This is a genomic window from Leifsonia sp. 22587 (assembly GCF_052044215.1).
Classification (GTDB): Bacteria; Actinomycetota; Actinomycetes; order Actinomycetales; family Microbacteriaceae; genus Leifsonia; species Leifsonia shinshuensis_C.
Map to the genome: position 1 here is coordinate 357,647 of NZ_JBQENB010000002.1, position 17,767 is coordinate 375,413.

Annotated in this window: 15 protein-coding genes; all 15 read right to left on the reverse strand. The window is 70.7% G+C overall.

What is annotated here, in order from left to right; translation table 11 throughout:
• Window positions 1-181: 181 nt before the first annotated feature.
• The 15 genes from msuE to recR all read right to left on the reverse strand — a co-directional run bounded on the left by msuE (window position 182) and on the right by recR (window position 17,767).
• Entirely contained in the window at window positions 182-775 is a 594-nt protein-coding gene (msuE, locus tag ACTJI1_RS09675) for an FMN reductase (RefSeq protein WP_310134423.1), read from the reverse strand.
• An 86-nt stretch (window positions 776-861) separates the two neighbouring features.
• Window positions 862-1,878 (reverse strand): LLM class flavin-dependent oxidoreductase, encoded by a 1,017-nt coding sequence (locus tag ACTJI1_RS09680; RefSeq protein WP_440742456.1) that lies wholly within the window; start codon window positions 1,876-1,878, stop codon window positions 862-864.
• Between the two features lie 88 nt (window positions 1,879-1,966).
• A complete protein-coding gene (locus tag ACTJI1_RS09685; protein WP_440742457.1) occupies window positions 1,967-2,533 on the reverse strand; it encodes a hypothetical protein in 567 nt (188 codons plus the stop codon).
• Between the two features lie 52 nt (window positions 2,534-2,585).
• Window positions 2,586-4,463, reverse strand: a complete 1,878-nt coding sequence (locus ACTJI1_RS09690; RefSeq protein ID WP_440742458.1) for a DUF4012 domain-containing protein — start codon at window positions 4,461-4,463, stop codon at window positions 2,586-2,588.
• Window positions 4,464-4,547: 84 nt separating this feature from the next.
• Entirely contained in the window at window positions 4,548-5,855 is a 1,308-nt protein-coding gene (locus tag ACTJI1_RS09695; protein WP_440742459.1) for a UDP-glucose dehydrogenase family protein, read from the reverse strand.
• Window positions 5,856-5,891: 36 nt separating this feature from the next.
• On the reverse strand, window positions 5,892-6,566 hold the full coding sequence (locus ACTJI1_RS09700; protein WP_310134410.1) for a thymidine kinase: 675 nt from the start codon (window positions 6,564-6,566) through the stop codon (window positions 5,892-5,894).
• 46 nt (window positions 6,567-6,612) lie between these two features.
• Window positions 6,613-7,311 (reverse strand): response regulator, encoded by a 699-nt coding sequence (locus ACTJI1_RS09705; protein ID WP_440742460.1) that lies wholly within the window; start codon window positions 7,309-7,311, stop codon window positions 6,613-6,615.
• Entirely contained in the window at window positions 7,308-8,546 is a 1,239-nt protein-coding gene (locus ACTJI1_RS09710; protein ID WP_440742461.1) for a hypothetical protein, read from the reverse strand. The genes ACTJI1_RS09705 and ACTJI1_RS09710 overlap by 4 nt, the downstream gene beginning before the upstream one ends.
• Complete coding sequence (locus ACTJI1_RS09715; protein ID WP_440742462.1) at window positions 8,543-9,796, reverse strand: sensor histidine kinase; 1,254 nt, start codon at window positions 9,794-9,796, stop codon at window positions 8,543-8,545. The genes ACTJI1_RS09710 and ACTJI1_RS09715 overlap by 4 nt, the downstream gene beginning before the upstream one ends.
• A 116-nt stretch (window positions 9,797-9,912) precedes the next feature.
• Complete coding sequence (locus ACTJI1_RS09720) at window positions 9,913-11,049, reverse strand: Rv2578c family radical SAM protein (RefSeq protein ID WP_440742463.1); 1,137 nt, start codon at window positions 11,047-11,049, stop codon at window positions 9,913-9,915.
• 27 nt (window positions 11,050-11,076) lie between these two features.
• Window positions 11,077-12,690 carry an ABC-F family ATP-binding cassette domain-containing protein gene (locus tag ACTJI1_RS09725; RefSeq protein WP_440742464.1) on the reverse strand — a complete coding sequence of 538 codons (1,614 nt, stop codon included), beginning with the start codon at window positions 12,688-12,690 and terminating at the stop codon, window positions 11,077-11,079.
• 239 nt (window positions 12,691-12,929) lie between these two features.
• Window positions 12,930-14,405 (reverse strand): malate:quinone oxidoreductase, encoded by a 1,476-nt coding sequence (locus tag ACTJI1_RS09730; protein ID WP_440742465.1) that lies wholly within the window; start codon window positions 14,403-14,405, stop codon window positions 12,930-12,932.
• 97 nt (window positions 14,406-14,502) lie between these two features.
• The gene (locus ACTJI1_RS09735; RefSeq protein WP_440742466.1) at window positions 14,503-15,588 is read right to left on the reverse strand and encodes an aspartate-semialdehyde dehydrogenase; all 1,086 of its coding nucleotides are present in this window, start codon (window positions 15,586-15,588) and stop codon (window positions 14,503-14,505) included.
• A gap of 87 nt (window positions 15,589-15,675) precedes the next feature.
• Complete coding sequence (locus ACTJI1_RS09740; RefSeq protein WP_310135079.1) at window positions 15,676-16,962, reverse strand: aspartate kinase; 1,287 nt, start codon at window positions 16,960-16,962, stop codon at window positions 15,676-15,678.
• Window positions 16,963-17,170: 208 nt separating this feature from the next.
• On the reverse strand, window positions 17,171-17,767 hold the full coding sequence (gene recR / locus ACTJI1_RS09745; RefSeq protein WP_310134393.1) for a recombination mediator RecR: 597 nt from the start codon (window positions 17,765-17,767) through the stop codon (window positions 17,171-17,173).

A 17,767-nucleotide genomic window follows, 5' to 3' on the forward strand; every position in this document is an offset into this window, starting at 1 on the left:
CAAGGCGGGGCCCTTCTTCATGACCGCTCGCGGTGACTATTGGGGTCCCCACGCGCGAGGGGCCCCAGGCGACGCCCCGCGCGAAGCGCGGAGCGGCGTCTGGGGTAGCGCGTGGGGCGCACCCCGCAGCTTCAGTGGAGAAGCCGCCACGTCCTTTCGCACTTCTGCGAGAGCACCGTCTCTAAAACGCATCCGGCCGCGCGAACTCCCGCGTGGCCAACCGCGCCTGCGGGTCGATGTTCGCCCGGATCAACGGCAGCGTCCGCGCCACCGCCGTGTCGATCCGCGCACGCAGGTCTTCCGACCGGATCTCGTAGTCGGCGAAGTCGTTCTCGCTGGCGTAGATGCCGAGCGGCACGGTGAGCGACTGGAAGAACCCGAACAGCGGCCGCATCTGGTGCTCCACGAGCAGCGCATGCCGGTCGCTGCCGCCCGTCGCGGTCAGCACCACCGGCTTGTCGATGAGGGCGTACTGGCCGATGTGGTCGAAGAACAGCTTGAACAGCCCGGTGTAGGTGGCCCGGTAGGCCGGCGAGCCGACGACGAGGATGTCCGCGCCTTCCACCGCCTCCAGCGCCTCCGTGACGATGGGGCTGAGGCTGTTGCGGAACGGCCCCGCTCCGAGCTCCGGGAGCAGCGGAGCGAGCTGGATGGTGCGGGAGACCCCTCCCGCCGCTTCCGCGTAGGAGCGCGCGACGTCGTCCACCAGCACGGTGGTGCGCGACGGGTGGGTGGGGCTTCCGCTCACTCCGACCACGGTGAGTGTGCGCGACATGGGTTCCGCCTTTGCCTCAGGGTCCGGGTTGAGGCCCAACGGTACCTCGCGTGGACGGCCACCGCGCGGGTGGCCGTCACGGTCCGTCATGCGGCGGGGTACAGCTCCCGCACGATCTCGAGCGAGCGGATGCGTCCCTCCACGGTCGCGGCTCCGGACGACACCATCAGCTCGTCGGTCTGGGTGGAGGCGAGGAGCGAGTCCAGGCGCGCCTTCACCTCGTCCGGCGTGCCGACCGCCTGGCGTGCGTTGCGGGAGGCGATGAACTCCTCCTCCAGGGGCGTGAACTCGTGCGCGAGCGCCTCCTCGATGCTCACCGGCTCCGGCTTGAGGCCGCGGCGCATGCGCAGGAAGGAGAGCTGGCCGGGCAGCGACTGCGCGCGTACGGTCTCCGGGTCGTCGTCGGAGACCACGTTGACCGCGATCATGGTGTGCGGCTCGGTGAGGATGTCGCTGGGCTCGAAGCGCGACCGGTACAGGTCGAGCGCCGCCTCGGTGTTCTCGCCGGCGAAGTGGTGGGCGAAGGCGAACGGCAGACCGAGTGCTGCGGCGACCTGGGCGCTGAAGCCGCTCGATCCGAGCAGCCAGACCTGCGGGGCATCGCCCAGCCCGGGCACCGCCGTGATGCCGTGCAGCGGGTTGGCGTCGCTCATCCCGCCGTAGAAGAAGCCGAAGAGGTCGAGGAGCTGCTGCGGGAAGTCGTCGACCCCCAGTCCCTCGGGGCTCCGCCGCAGGGCCATCGCCGTCGCGCCGTCGGTGCCGGGGGCCCGGCCGATGCCGAGGTCGATCCGGTCGCCGTAGAGGGCGCGCAGCGTGCCGAACTGCTCCGCCACGACGAGAGGTGCGTGGTTGGGCAGCATGACGCCGCCGCTGCCGACGCGGATGCGCTCGGTCGCGGCCGCCACGCCGGCGATCAGCACGGCCGGCGCGCTGGAGGCGATGGCCGGCATCCCGTGGTGCTCGGCGACCCAGAATCGCCCGTAGCCGAGGCGTTCGGCCGCCTGCGCGAGCCTCACCGTGCCGGCGACGGCGTCGGCGTTGGTGCCGCCCGCGGGACGGCTGGCGAGATCGAGGACGTTGAGGGGGATGCTGGTGGCGCTCACCCTGACACTAACGCGGGCCCTTACACGCCGATTCCCGGCCGGTCCTCAGAGGTCCGGCCGGGAATCGGCGCAGGGGGCGATATGGGGGTCAGGACGTGGTCTTCACCTTGCGGATCCAGGCCACGAGTGCCAGGGCGATCAGGCCGAGGACGATCAGCGAGCCGCCCATCCAGGCCGCCCAGGTCGCGACGACCGAGCCGGTGTGGGCGAGGCCGTCACTGCTGCCGGGGTCGACCACCGTGCTCGCCGCGTCGGCGGGCAGGACCGTCAGGGTGGCGGGGCACTCGTGCCCGCTGGTCTGGCCGTGCCCGACCACGCTGTACGTGCCGGAGGCGCTTGCGGGGAGCGTCACCGACAGCACGTCGCTGCCGTCCGCGTTGGCATGCTTGACGAAGTGGAGGCTGCTGTCCGCCGTGGCGAACGAGGCCAGCTTGAAGGAGGCGCCGTTCTGGCCTGTGACGGTCCAGTCGATCGCCTCACCCGGCGACCAGGTGCCCGGGATGCAGATGAGGGTGGCGGAGCCACCTGACTCGACGACGCTGACGTCGAAGGAGCACTCGGCACCTTTGGTGTACGGCACTGCGTTCGCGGCCGCCGGTGCCGCTACCAGCAGCCCCGCGGTCACAGCGATCGCCGCCAGGATCTTCTTGAACATCGGCCCGCCTTTCAGTTGGGGCCCCGGCATACGGTCGGGAGTTGAGTAATACTCACTTTACGACGCGGGAGCACTGAACAACAATGGGCGCGACGGTGTTCTGTGCCCCCACATCGGGGGTCGTCCCATCCCCCGGAAGTGTCGGAGTCGTCACGACCTTCAGGTTCGGGGCCGTCTGACCCGCGTTCAGGAACTGCACGGAGACGGTCCGCGACTCGCCCGGTGCGAGCTCCACCGTGAAGAGGCTCACCGGACGCGACTTGTCGACGCCGGCCACGGTCGCATAGTTCTTGTCGTCGCTCTGAGTGGCCGCCAGGAAGCCGTCGGCAGGTCCGTACACCGCGACTCGGGTCCGGATGTGGCCGGGGGTCACCCCATAGGTGCCTCCGCCTGTCACGTACTTGGGGAGCGACGTTCCTGCGTCCGCGGGCGCCTTATTGGTGAGCGTCACCGACACAACTGTCGAGGGCTTCCCGTCGGCGCGGCAGACCGCGGATCCCGCCGCGACGGACGTGCCGAGGTAGTAGTCCATCTTCGACCCGGTGGCGTCGTTGAAGTACACACCGATGCCCGCCGAGGCGAGGTCGGACTGCGGGAGCGCGCCAGCGAGCGTCGTTCCGGCCAGCACCTTCTGGTCGCTGCCGTGCGCGCTCCAGACCAGCACCCTGCGGGACTCGCCCGCCGCCGCGAGAGCGGAGAGGAGCTTCTTGGAATCCACTCCCCCGGCCGACATCCGCGAGAAGACGGCGCTTGCCGCGGAGGCGAAGAACGAGTCCTGCTGCGCGGGCTCCGAGTAGCGCTGATACACATCGCTCAGAAGCAGCTTCACCGCGTTGGCGGAGGTGAGCCGGTCGCCGGAGGGCAGCTGGACGGGCCCGGTCGCCTTTAGGAGCCCGCTCAGCACCACCGGGTCGACGGCGACCACACCGTCGACGGTTCCGCCGTACATCGTGGTCCACATCCGAGAGGCGGTCGCGGCGGCGAGCGGGAAGTCAGGAGTGAGGTTCGCATCCTGGAGGAACCGTCCGACGAGGGGGCCGAACAGCCCCTGTGTGCTGAGCGGCACGTCCGCCACGGGCGTCGGCCACGGGCCGATGTCGGTTCCGGCGGCTTGGCGCTGGAGGGTGATCGCACCGTTCTCGGCGTGGATCAGCGCCACGGCCCCGATCAGGCCGCCGGTGGACCGCAGCTCAGCGGGATTCTGGGCGACCATGAGGTAGTCGCGCGGACCGGCCGCTCCGAGCATCGACGGCAGGAGGCGCACCGTGTTCCCGATGGCCTCGATATCCGGGGCCGCCTTGTCGAGCACGCCGTGCAACCGATCGATCCCCCCGGCTACCGGGTTGACCAGCGCGCCCGTGTCGATCGACGCGACACTGGCTCGCGCGGTGTCGAAAGCGGTCGCCGCCTTGGCGACCGTCGGCTGCGCGGCCACGATGGGCGCGAGGTCGATCCGCCCGTCCGTGATGGCGAGCGCGCGTAGATCCACCGCGCTGCCCTCCTTGACCAGAGGAGCCACGACCTGTGCGGCCACGGTGTCGGATGCGGCGGCAGCGGTGCGAACAGCGGCGAGGTTGGGCCCGATCCACGGGACACCCTCCGCGGCGAGCCAGATCGGGTCGGAGGTGAGTGCCGCGGCCTCCCTGGTGTGCTGCTCGAGGGCAGCCGCCGCCCGGCCGGCTCCGGCGATGTCGCCGGAGCCGATGGCGGCCTTTACGCTCTCCGCCGAAGGGACCGCGTCATTGAGGGCGCGCTGCGCGAGGAAGCCGCGGACGCCGATCCAGAGGATGGCGAACAGGAGGATGAAACCGATGACAGCGACCACTGCGATACCGGCCGGATGGCTCAGTCGACGCCGCCGCCGAGCGTTCGTGGGCTCTGCGGGTTCGGGACGCGGCGGCGCGTCCGGCACGGTCAGACCTGTCGCCATGCGACAAATCTAACAAATCCTCACTTTTTTGGCGGCCCCCAAATCGGGGTGGCGCCGTAAAGCGGCCTCAGTGTGTTGCCCGTCTCAGCGGCCGAGGCCCCGGTACGTCCATCCGGCGGCCCGCCAGCGCTCGGGATCCAGCGAGTTCCGGCCGTCGATGACGACCCGTTGCGCGACCAGCTCGCCGACCGCCTCGGGGTCCAGCCCGGTGAACTCCGGCCACTCGGTGATCAGCAGCACGACGTCCGCATCCCGCACGGCCTCCTCCGCCGAATCCGCGAAGGTCAGCTGCGGAGCGCGGCGCCGCGCGTTCTCCACGGCCTGCGGGTCGGTGGCCGTCACGATCGCCCCGGCGTCGGCGAGCCGCATGGCGATCTCGAGCGCCGGGGAGTCGCGGATGTCGTCAGAGTGCGGCTTGAACGCCAGGCCCAGCACGCCGACGCGCACCCCGTCGAGCCCGCCGGAGATCTCGCGCACCAGGTCGACGACGCGTGCGCGCCGCCGCAGGTTGATCTTGTCCACCTCGTCGAGGAACTGCACGGCCTCACCGCGGCCGAGCTCCCGCGCACGAGCACTGAAGGCGCGGATGTCCTTCGGCAGGCAGCCGCCGCCGAATCCGACGCCCGCGTTGAGGAACCGGCGGCCGATGCGCGCGTCGTGCCCGATGGCGTCCGCGAGCTTCGTCACGTCGGCACCGGTCACCTCGGCGATCTCGGCCATCGCGTTGATGAAGGAGATCTTGGTGGCCAGGAAGGCGTTCGCCGACACCTTCACCAGCTCCGCGGTCGCGTAGTCGGTGACGATCACCGGCGTGCCGGCCGCCACGGCGGACGTATACACCTCGTCGAGAAGCCGCGCGGCCCGCTCGCCGCGCTCGCCCTCGGGCACGCCGTAGACCAGGCGGTCCGGGCTGACCGTGTCCTTCACGGCGAAGCCCTCGCGCAGGAACTCGGGGTTCCAGGCCAGGGTCGCGCCGGGCTGCTTCGCGGCCACCGATTCGGCCAGCCGGGCGGCCGTGCCGACGGGCACGGTGCTCTTGCCGACGATCAGGTCGCCGTCCTTGGCGTGCTCCAGCAGCGACGCGAAGGCGGCGTCCACGAAGCGCATGTCCGCGGCGTCGCCGTCGGCGACCTGCGGCGTCCCCACGGCGACGAAGTGGATGTCCGCCTCCCGGGCAGCGGCGAGGTCGGTCGTGAAGCGCAGGCGGCCGGACCTGGTCCCCTCCTCGAGCACCTCGGGCAGGCCCGGCTCGAAGAACGGTGCACGGCCCGCGGAGAGCGCGGCGATCTTGGCCTCGTCGACGTCGATGCCGACCACGTCGTGGCCGAGGTGAGCCATCGCGGCCGCATGAACGGCCCCGAGGTAGCCGCAGCCGATCACGGAGATTCTCATGGTGTCCGGTTCCTTCGGGTGGAGGGTGGAGGGCGCCTAGGTGAAGTCCGGGTCCGGTTCGTCCACGTACGCGGGCGCCGCATCCACGGGCCAGTGCCTGCGGCCGTTGTTGAGCACGCCGCGACTTTCCTGAAGGTAGCAGTTGCCGCACAACGATTCGTAGGAGACCGATGCGCCGTCGATGGCGACCTGATCGCCGTCGAAGACGAAGACGCCGTCGATCTTGCGCGCGTTGAAGATCGCCTTGCGGCCGCAGCGGCAGATCGTCTTGAGCTCCTCCAGGCTGTGCGCCACCTCGAGCAGACGGCGGCTGCCGGGGAAGGCGACGGTCTGGAAGTCGGTGCGGATGCCGTACGCGAGCACAGGGACGCCGTCGAGCAGCGCGATCCGCAGCAGGTCGTCCACCTGCGCCTCGGTCAGGAACTGGGCCTCGTCGACCAGCAGGGCGCTGACGTCGGTGCCGAAGCGCTTGACGGTGCGCTCACGATGCCGCTGGAACGCGCCGTACGCGTCGGTCTCCGGGGCGATCAGGAAGTCGACCTCCCGGGTCACACCGAGCCGCGACAGGATGCCGAGGTCGCCTTTGGTGTCGATGGACGGCTTGGTGAGGAGGACACGGTGGCCGCGCTCTTCGTAGTTGTAGGCGGCCTGGAGCATGGCCGTGCTCTTGCCGCTGTTCATCGCGCCGTAGCGGAAATACAGTTTTGCCACGAACCGATCCTATGCGGCGCGCGGGATGCATCGCCGTGACGCCACGTCAGGTGAGGTAGCCGTCCTCGGCCGCGCGGCGGATCAGGTCGGCGCGCGAGCTGGTGGGACGCCCGGCCTTTCCGTACTTCTCGCGGACGCGGCGGAGGTACGTCTTGGCCGTCTCGTACTGGACGTTCATCGCCTGGGCGACCTCGGACGTCGTCCTGCCGTCGGCGTAGAGCACGAGCGCCTGGCGCTCCCCGTCGCTGAGCCGCGGCCGCGCGGACTCCGGGATGAGCGGCTTCGGCCGCCATGCGGGCGGCGAGGACGCGGCGCGGCCGGCGCCGCGTCCGGCGGCGGACAGAGCGGCCGCGACCAGCTCGGCCATCGGCTGCGACTTGGTGATGTACGCGACCGCGCCGGCCCCGAGGGCGGCCTCGCGGTCCTCCGGGGTGTCGACGGCGCTCAGCACGACCACCTTCGCCCCCGCCGCGCGACAGGTGCGGACGCGCGCGCCGATGGACACGGACTCCTTCAGCTGCAGGTCCATGATGACGACGTCGGTGGGGAACGCGTCGCTGTGGACGAGCTCGAGCCAGCTGCCGGCGCGCACGACGAGGTCGAACTCGGGAGCGTTGCGCTCGATCCAGGAGGCCAGGCTGTCCAGCAGGATCTCGTGGTCGTCGAGGATGGCGAGACGGATCGGCGGCTCGGCATGGCCGGGAGAGCCGCCGGTCGCGGTGGGGTCGTGGTGTGCGGATGTCATCGGCGTCTCCCTCCAGGGTAGGGGAACCCGGCCTCCGGGTATGCGAACCGGACGACCACCTCGCCGCCGCGGACCCGCATGGTGGCGCGCATGACGACCGCGTTGAGCGAGCTGACGAACGGCAGCAGGTCGCGGCGCAGCTCACCCCGGTGGCCGTCGACCCGGGCTCGCAGCACGAAGACGGGATGCTCGGGATCGCGGGCGGTGATGCTGAGGGATGCGGGGTCGAGGCCCGGGAAACCGGCGACGGTGGCGATCAGCGCGCCGACGATCGCCCGCTGGTCGGAGGTCAGAACGCGCTCGAGGCGGTCCGGGTCGTCCACCCGGTCGGAGCCTCCGGCGAGGGGGCGCCTCGAGGCCGCCAGCCGGGATCCGAGCGCCAGCTCGATCGTGTCCTCGAGCCACGGGCTCGCCACCGCCCGCACCGAGTCGGCGCGCAGCCGTTCGGCGATCGCCCGGGCCGTCTGCGCGTCCTCCGGCGTCACGGTGCCGCGCTGGATGAGTCCCGTGAGGAACGGGACCGCCTCGGCGTTGAGCGATGTCATGCGCTCCTGCGCGACCATCCGCTCGGCCGCCTGCCGGAGCTCGCCCTCGAGCCGCGCCTGGCCGTCCCGCGCCACCTCGCGCCATCGCAGCGTCTCGCCGGTCAGGGTCCAGGCGTACCCGGCGCCGCCCGCGGCCAGTGCCAGGATCGGCGTCGCTGCCACGGTGGCGTACACCAGCGGCGAGTTCGCGATGGTGACCGAGTCCTCGGCCGCCGCCAGCGCACCCAGCACCAGCGCCGCCACGACCGCCGAGCCGGCCACTTCGCCGACCGGGCGGTACAGCGGCATCAGCACGAGCAGCAGCGCCACGGCGATCTGGCCCCAGTCGTCCTGGATGCGGTCGTTGTGCCCCCACATGGACGCCGTGAACAGGCATGCGGCGGTGACGACGGTCGCGATGATGCAGAAGTGCGACCACCGGCCGAACGGCGCGAATGCGGGATGCGTGCGGATCGAGACCACCACCACCGCGATCAGGAGCACGACGAGAGCGAGCACCGCCAGGGCCGGGTCGTGGATCCCGCGCGCGTGGCCGAGAGTGGAGAACACGGCGTACACGACCGCGACGGTTCCGAGGAGGGGCACCAGGAGCCAGGCGGACTGCGCGCCGAGGGGGTCGAGCCGCTGCGGGGTGCGTTCCACGGCCACCGAGCGTGCCCCGACGATCGTGCGGGGGCTGAGCGCGGTCATGCGGCTCCGCCCTCCCCTGCCGCCGCCCGCGGTCCGGTCGGCACGGTCAGGATCACCGTCGTCCCCACATCCGTCGTCGAATAGATGTCGACCGTCCCGCCGACGCGCGCGATCCGCTCGTGCACCGACTGGCGCAGGCCGAGCCGGTCGGCGGTGGGACCGGTCACCGGGAAGCCGCTGCCGCCGTCCACCACCATGACCGACAGCGAACCGGACCCGGCGGAGAGCGCGACCTCCGCGGTCGGGCTGCCCGAGTGGCGCACCACGTTGACCAGGCACTGCCGCACCGCGAGACCCACCGCCCGGCGGACGTCCTCGTCGAGTCGCACGAACGATGCGCGGTCCCCCGAGATGTCGACGGTGAGGCCCTCGTCGCGGGCGTCCTCGATGGCGCGGTGGAGCTCGCTGTCGTACCAGGGGTCGGCGGCCGGCACGGCTGCCCCGGTCGTGCCCTGGTCGGTGCCTGCCGCGACGGCCCCGGGCCCCGCATCCGCCCCGGACACCCGGGTGCCGAGCCCGTGCAGGTCCGCCTCGATGCGCTTGGTGAGGCGGGCGTCGAGAGGGCCGGGCCGGGCCCCGGCCACGGCGATCAGCTCGCTGAGCACCGTGTCATGGAGATCGGCGGTCGCCTCCGCCAGGATCTCCCGTCGCAGGTCGACGAGCCGGGCGTCGCGCACCGCCCGATGCAGGGTGGTCTGCGCGCGCGACCGGGTGCCACGGGTCAACCCGTCGTAGGCGAGGATGCCGACGAGCAGCAGGTAGGCGCCGAGTGAGATCGCGTCGGGGACGTAGATGCGGTCGGTCGTCGCGGCGCCGAGGATGACCGCGGCCTCGGCGAGCGCGAACCCGAGGGTCGCCCAGAGGATGCCCGCGAGCGCGCCCGTGCCCGTTCCGCCCACCAGCGTCATGGCGACGACGGGGAGGGCGACGACGAACAGGTTGGTGTCGCGGTAGGCGGGCGTGCTGGTGAACAGGGTGACGACGTAGAGGTAGGTGCAGACGGCGCCGACGAGCAGGTACGCGACCGTCAGCGCCGCGGTGCGCCCGCGAGCGAGGAGCAGGAGGAGCCCGGCCATCGGGACGAGGACGAGCAGGGTGATCCACGAGGAGGGACGGTCGGAGCCGACGAGGGTCGTAGCGACGTTCACCGCCGCCGCGGCGAGGCAGACCAGGCCGGCCCAGCGGGCGGCCGCGGCGAGGGCGCGCGAATTCGCCGGTCGTGCCAGATGGCTGGGCAGACCGAGCGACATGAGTCCCGCCCTTCCGGATCCGAGCGCGCCTCGGTCCCTCCGGGATTATGGCATCCCGAGTCTCGGGAGTGTACCCCGCGGTGTGTACCCCTCGCCCGGACGTCACCTGGCGGCGATCAGAACAGCGTCGGTTGCACCCCCAGGCCGGTCAAGGACGCGGACACCAGCGACGCCGCGTCCGGAGCCTCCGTCGCACCCCCCGCTCGCACCGCCGAGCCGACGGTCTGACGCTCCCCCTCGTCGTCGCGCATCATCCCGAGCGCACTCGACCGCACGCCACCCGTCAGCGGATCCTCCTGTCCGCGCTCGAGTCCGTGCGAGCGGATCAGCGGCTTGATGCGTGCCGCCAGCCACTTCCGGTACTCCTGCGGCGCATAGGTGCCCCGCCCGTACATCTGCCGGTACCGCGGGAGCAGTTCGGGATGCTCGCGACCGAGCCAGAGGTAGAACCACTCCTTCACGCCCGGCTTCAAATGCAGCGCCGAATAGAGGACGGACGTTGCGCCCGCCTCCTTGGCCTGTTTGAGCGCCTCGTCGAGATGGGCCCGCGTGTCCGTCAGATACGGGATGATCGGCATCAGGAACACGCTGCAGTCGAGCCCGTGCTCGCGCACCGCCGTCACGGTCGCGAGGCGCGCCTTCGTGGTCGGAGTGCCGGGCTCGACGGACTGCTGCAGTTCGTCGTCGTAGACCGCGATCGACATCGCGAGGTCGACGGGGACGCGCCGGTTCGCCTCGGCGAGCCGGTCGAGGTCGCGCCGCAGCAACGAGCCCTTGGTCAGGATGCTGAAGGGCGTGCCACTGTCGGCCAGCGCGTCGATGATGCCCGGCATGAGCGCATAGCGGCCCTCGGCCCGCTGATACGGGTCGGTGTTGGTTCCGAGAGCGACCGGATGGTGGCCCCAGCTCGGCTTGGAGAGCTCCTTGCGAAGCACCTCCGCCACGTTGACCTTCACGATGATCTCGTTGTCGAAGTCCTTGCCCGAGTCGAGGTCGAGGTAGGTGTGGGTGGGCCGCGCGAAGCAGTACACGCACGCGTGCGAACAGCCGCGGTAGGGGTTGATGGTCCAGCCGAACGGCATCGGCCCTCCCCCGCCGGGGATGCGGTTGAGCGCCGACTTCGCCAGCACCTCGTGGAACGTGATGCCGGCGAAGTCGGGCGTGCGCACCGAGCGCACCAGATTGTTCAGCCGGGCGAGACCCGGCAGGGCGGACGGCTCATCGGCCGACAGCTCCTGACCACTCCAACGCATGTCTCCATTCGAACATATGTTCGAACCTTAAGCAAGGTGCACGACGTCACCCGTCCATCCCGATCGCAGCCACCGGTCGTGGCTGGCCACGACGACCGCCCCCGGGTACGCGCCCAGCGCCTCCTCCAGCTCGGTGGCGAGGGAGAGCGACAGGTGGTTCGTCGGCTCGTCGAGCAGGAACAGGTGCGGCGGCCTGGCGACGATCAGCGCGAGCGCCAGCCTGCGCTGCTGCCCGACCGAGAGCGCGCCGACGGGCCGGTCGACGTCGCGCGGAGCGATGATCCCGAGCGACGTGAGCGGCACGGCCTCGGCCCTGCGCTCCCCCACCGACGCCTGGTAGATGCGGCGGGGTGTGGAGTTCGGGTCGGCGAACCGCACGTCCTGCTCCAGCAGGGCGATCCGCACGCCTCGGCGGCGTTGCACCGCGCCCGACTCGGGGTCGAGCCGGCCGGCGAGCACCGCGAGCAGGGTCGATTTACCCGCTCCGTTGGCGCCCGTCACGAGGATGCGAGCATTCGCGGGCACGGCGAACTCCGCCATGCTCAGGCGGCCCGGGATACGGATCCCGCGGGCGTGCACCAGCACGCCCGCATCGTCCCCGAGCGCCTGGAACCCCGACGGGATCCCGGCGAACGCGAGGTGTGCAGGCGGCTTCGCCACCTGGGATCCACGCAGATCGTCCAGGCGGCCCTCGGCGTTCCGGATGCGGCGGCTGATCTGCCGATCGAGCGCGTTGCCCTTCACCGACTTCACGAACTTGTCGTTGTCGCGCACCTTCCCGGACCAGGCGATGGAGCGCGCGGTGACGTCGACGGCGTGCTTCAGCTCCTTCAGCTCCAGCTGCTCGTCGGCGAACTGCTTCTCCCAGCGCGCCCGCTCGGCCGCCTTCTCCGCGAGGTACGCACTGTAGCCGCCGCCGAACACGGTGGTCCCGGAGCGTGCCGGGTCGAGGTCCAGGAGTCCGGTGGCCACGGCGTCGAGGAAGGCGCGGTCGTGGCTGGCGAAGATCACCGGCCCCGCCCATCCCTTCAGCTGACGCTCCAGGAACGCGGCGGCCTCGTCGTCCAGGTGGTTGGTCGGCTCGTCGAGCAGGAGGGCGTCCGGCCGGCCGAGCAGCAGCGCGGCCAGGGCGAACCGGCTGCGCTGCCCGCCGGAGATCTCGCTGAGCCGCCGGGCCAGCGGGATGTCGCCGACGCCGAGGCCGGCGAGCAGCTCGTCCCGCCGTGCGTCGACGCTCCAGAGCTCCGCCCGCTCGGCGGCCGCCAGTGCCGCGTCATACCGAGCGGCGGCGGACGGGTCGTCGCCGCCGAGCGCGACCGCGGCATCCTCGAGCTCCCGCTCGATGGCGCGGACGTCGGCGAGCGCGTGCTCGAGCATGGCAGCCAGCGTCTCCCCCGGCTCGAAGCGGACCTCCTGCCAGAGGAAGCCGGTGCGCTCGGGACGGGACAGCACGCCGCTGTCGGGGGTCTCGTTGCCGGAGAGGACGCGGAGCAGCGTCGACTTGCCCGCTCCGTTCTCGCCGATCAGGCCGAGTCGGTGTCCCGGCGCAACGGTGAGCGAGACGTCGGTGAGCACCCGGCGAACGCCGTAGACGACCGAGACGCCGTCGGCGCGCAGGGGTGCGAGAGTGATGGTTGCCATGGGAACCGCCTTTCCGGGCGCTCCGATGAGGAGCAGGTTCCCGCCGGGCGATCTCCGTCGTGAGGTGCGCCGGAGCGCCCAGGTGCCTGACCGGGCAGCGCGCTAGACCAGTGGGTCCTCAACTCACATCGACGGCGCCTCAGGCGCGGGACGTCAGGAGATTCTCACTTCATAGCGGGGACGACGATAACAGGCCCCCCACGCGTTTGTCCAGCGTTCGACGCCGGCGCGTGCGCCCGTTACTGCTGCAGGTGCAGGGTCTCCGCCGTCGTGGCCAGCACCCGCTGCGCCTCCTCGGGGCGGTCGTTCAGCGTCGAGCCGACGGTGGGGATGAGCTCCTTGATCGTCGGCAGCCAGCCGGCGAACCGGTCCGGGAAGCAGTGCTTGAGCAGGTCGACCATGATCGGCACGGCGGTGGATGCGCCCGGCGAGGCGCCGAGCAGGCCCGCGATGGAGCCGTCCTCCGCGGCGACGACCTCGGTTCCGAACTGGAGCACGCCGCCCTTCTTCGGGTCCTTCTTCATGACCTGCACGCGCTGGCCGGCGGTGATCAGCTCCCAGTCCTTGCCGTCGGCCGTCGGCATGAACTCCTGCAGCGCCTTGAGCTTCTTGGCCCGGGAGGCGAGCAGCTCGCCGACCAGGTACTTGATGAGGTCGAAGTTGTCGCGAGCCACGGCCAGCATCGGGCCGAGGTTGCCGGGGCGCACAGAGCCGGGCAGGTCGAACCACGAACCGGTCTTCAGGAACTTCGGGCTGAACCCGGCGTACGGACCGAAGAGCAGCGAGGCCTGCCCGTCGACGACGCGGGTGTCGAGGTGCGGCACGGACATCGGCGGGGCGCCGACGGCGGCCTTGCCGTACACCTTCGCCTGGTGCTGCGCCACGATCTTCGGATCGGTGGTGCGCAGGAACTGACCGGAGATCGGGAACCCGCCGAAACCCTTGATCTCGGGGATGCCCGACTTCTGCAGCAGGTGGAGCGCACCGCCGCCGGCGCCGACGAAGACGAAGCGGGCGGTGGCGACGTGCGAGGTGCGACCGACGTCGTGGCGCACGCGGAGGCGCCACAGGCCGTCCTTGGTGCGCTTGATGCTGCGCACGCTGTGGTTGAGCGCCAGCTCCGCGCCGTTCTCGACCAGGTTGTCGATGAGCGCGCGCGTGAGCGCGCCGAAGTCGACGTCGGTTCCGGAGGTCTGACGGGTGGCCGCGATGCGCTGCTTCGTGCTGCGCTTCTTGGTCAGCAGCGGGGTCCACTGGCCGATCACGGCCGGATCCTCCGAGTACTCCATGCCGGCGAACAGCGGCTGGTCCTTGAGCGCCTCGTAGCGCTTGCGCAGGTAGCGAACGTTGTCGCGGCCGCGCACGAACGTCATGTGCGGCGTCGAGTTGATGAACGTGTTCGGCTCGGGCAGATCCCCGGCCTCCACCAGGCTCGCCCAGAACTGCCGGCTGAGCTGGAACTGCTCGTTGATGCTGATCGCCTTGGCGGGGTCGACGGTGCCGTCGGACGCCTCGGGCATGTAGTTGAGCTCGCACAGGGCGGCGTGACCGGTGCCGGCGTTGTTCCACGGGTTCGACGACTCCTGGGCCACTTCGCCCAGGCGTTCGTAGATCCGGATGCTCCAGTCGGGCTGCACGCGCTGGATCATGGCCCCCAGCGTGGCACTCATGATGCCGCCGCCGATGAGGACGACGTCGATGGGAGAATTGCTCACCCGTCAATCCTATGATGCGGGCGCGCCGGACCCACCCCGCGGGTGCCCCCGATCTCTCGATATCGAGACATCGGGGGCCGCGGAGACGGGCCTGGGGTCAGACCGTGACGGGGTTGCCGAGGCGCTCGGCGACGAGCTCCGCGATCTGCACGGCGTTGAGCGCCGCGCCCTTGCGCAGGTTGTCGTTGCTCACGAAGAGGGCGATGCCGCGTCCCTGCGGGGCGCCCTCGTCGGCGCGGATGCGGCCCACGAAGCTGGGGTCGCTGCCCGCGGCCTGCAGCGGGGTCGGCACATCCGTCAGCTGAACGCCGGGGGCGTCGGCGAGCAGCTCGGCCACGCGCTCCGGGCTGATCGGGCGGGCGAACTCGGCGTTGATCGACAGCGAGTGGCCGGTGAAGACGGGGACGCGCACACACGTGCCGCTGACCAGGAGCTCCGGCACGCCGAGGATCTTGCGCGACTCGTTGCGCAGCTTCTTCTCCTCGTCGGTCTCGTTCAGGCCGTCGTCGACGATGGAGCCGGCGAGCGGGATGACGTCGAACGCGATCGGGCGCACGTACTTGACCGGGTCGGGCATCGTCACGGCGGAGCCGTCGTGCACGAGGTCGAGCAGGTGCTCGTCGGCGACGGCGGCGCGCGCCTGCTCCGCCAGCTCCTCGGCGCCGGCGAGGCCGGAGCCGGAGACGGCCTGGTAGGTGCTGACCACGAGACGGGTCAAGCCGGCCTCGTCGTGCAGCGGCTTCAGGACGGGCATGGCCGCCATGGTGGTGCAGTTGGGGTTCGCGATGATGCCCTTGCGCGCCTCGGCGATGGCGTCGGGGTTGACCTCCGAGACGACGAGCGGGACATCCGGGTCCATGCGCCAGCCGCTCGAGTTGTCGATCACGATCGCACCGGCCTCCGCGAAGCGGGGGGCGTGGGCCTTCGACCCGGTGGCTCCGGCCGAGAACAGGGCGATGTCGATGCCGGAGACGTCGGCCGTGGCGACATCCTCGACGGTGATCTCCTGGCCCTTGAACGGCAGCGTGGTGCCGGCCGAACGGGAGGAGGCGAAGAAGCGGATGCTCTTCACCGGGAAGTCGCGCTCCTCGAGCAGGCGGCGCATGACCGCGCCCACCTGGCCGGTCGCGCCGACGACGGCGACGTCGAAGCCCGTGCTGTCGGTATCGGTGAACTCGCTCATGTCAGCCCCTTCGGGTCGTTTGTGGAGTCAATGCCACGGTCGGCGCGGCTATTCCCTCCGGGTGGATCTGCGGTGGTCGTCTTCGGGTCAGCGACCGGTGCCGGCGTAGACGATGGCCTTCTCGTCGCCGTCGAGGCCGAAGGCGGTGTGCACGACGCGAGCCGCCTCGGCGACCGTGTCGGCGCGCGTCACGACCGAGATGCGGATCTCGCTGGTGGAGATCATCTCGATGTTGATGCCGGCGTCGTACAGGGCCTCGAACAGCTTCGCCGAGACACCGGAGTTGGTGCGCATCCCGGCGCCGACCAGGGCCAGCTTGCCGATCTGGTCGTCGTACTGGAGCGACTGGTAGCCGACCTCGTCGCGCTCCGCTGTGAGGGCGGTGAGCACGCGCTGGCCCTCCGACTTCGGCAGCGTGAAGGAGATGTCGGTGAGGCTGGTCGCCGCGGCGGACACGTTCTGCACGATCATGTCGACGTTGGCGTTGGCCTTCGCGACGATCTTGAAGATCTGCGCGGCCTTGCCCGGCACGTCCGGAACGCCGACGACGGTGATCTTGGCCTCGCTCAGGTCGGTGGCGACGCCGGAGATGATGGGCTCTTCCACGGTTCCATCCTTCTGGGCGGCTTCGGCCGCCGCTGCTTCGTTGAGGACGTAGGTGCCCTCCTTGTTCGAGAACGACGAGCGCACGTGCAGCGTCACGTTGTGGCGGCGCGCATACTCCACGGCGCGGATGTGCAGCACCTTGGCGCCCGCGGCGGCGAGCTCGAGCATCTCCTCGCTGGTGATGCGGTCGATCTTGCGGGCCAGCGGCACCTGCCGCGGGTCGGAGGTGAAGATCCCGTCGACGTCGGTGTAGATCTCGCACACCTCCGCCTGGAGCGCGGCGGCGAGAGCGACCGCGGTCGTGTCCGAGCCGCCCCGGCCGAGGGTCGTGATGTCGCGGGATTCGCGGCTGAATCCCTGGAAGCCGGCGACGATCGCGATGGCGCCCTCGCTCAGCGCATCCTGGATGCGGCCGGGCGTGACGTCGACGATGCGCGCGGCACCGTGCTGGGCGTCGGTGATCATGCCGGCCTGGCTGCCGGTGAACGACCGGGCGTCGTATCCCATGCTCTTGATGGCCATCGCGAGGAGCGCCATCGAGATGCGCTCGCCCGCGGTGAGGAGCATGTCCAGCTCCCGCGGCTCGGGGATCGGGGTGACCTCGTGCGCCAGATCGATGAGCTCGTCGGTGGTGTCGCCCATGGCCGAGACCGCCACGACGACCTCGTTGCCCGCCTTGCGCGTCTCGACGATGCGCTTCGCGACGCGCTTGATGCTCTCAGCGGTCGCGACGGACGATCCGCCGAACTTCTGGACGATGAGGGCCACAGACACTCCTGAACTCACGGGTTTCCCATCCTACCGGCCGCGATATGTCGGTTCCCTTATGTGACAGCGCCTGTGGACAGCCCGCCTCCTGTGGACGATGATGCCCCGCTCACGGCGCGGAGCCGACGAAGATTTGTGCCAAATCGTGGGAAAGGCCGCCCGATAACCGAGATTTGTGCCAAATCGCGGAAGCGGGTGGTGGGCGGGGTCAGGAGACTTGGCGGCGGCCCTCGAAGGCGCGGCCCAGGGTGACCTCGTCGGCGTACTCCAGGTCGCCTCCGACGGGGAGGCCGGAGGCCAGGCGGGTGACCCGGATCTCGAGCGTCGTGAGCAGGCGGCTGAGGTAGGTGGCGGTCGCCTCGCCCTCGAGATTGGGGTCGGTCGCGATGATGACCTCCTGAACCGTGCCGTCGGCCAGGCGCTGCATGAGCTGGCGGATGCGGAGGTCGTCCGGTCCGACGCCGTCGATCGGGCTGATCGCTCCGCCGAGCACGTGGTACAGCCCGCGGAACTCACGGGTGCGCTCGATCGCGACGACGTCCTTCGCCTCCTCCACGACGCAGATCAGCGTCGGCGTGCGGCGCGGGTCGCGGCAGATCGAGCAGGTCTCCTGCTCGGACACGTTGCCGCAGATCTCGCAGAAGCGGACCTTGTCGCGCACCTCGAGCAGCACCTCCGCCAACCGGGTGACGTCGAACGTCTCGGTCTGCAGGATGTGGAACGCGATGCGCTGGGCGGACTTCGGGCCGATGCCCGGCAGCCGCCCGAGCTCGTCGATCAGCTCCTGGACGATGCCTTCGTACAC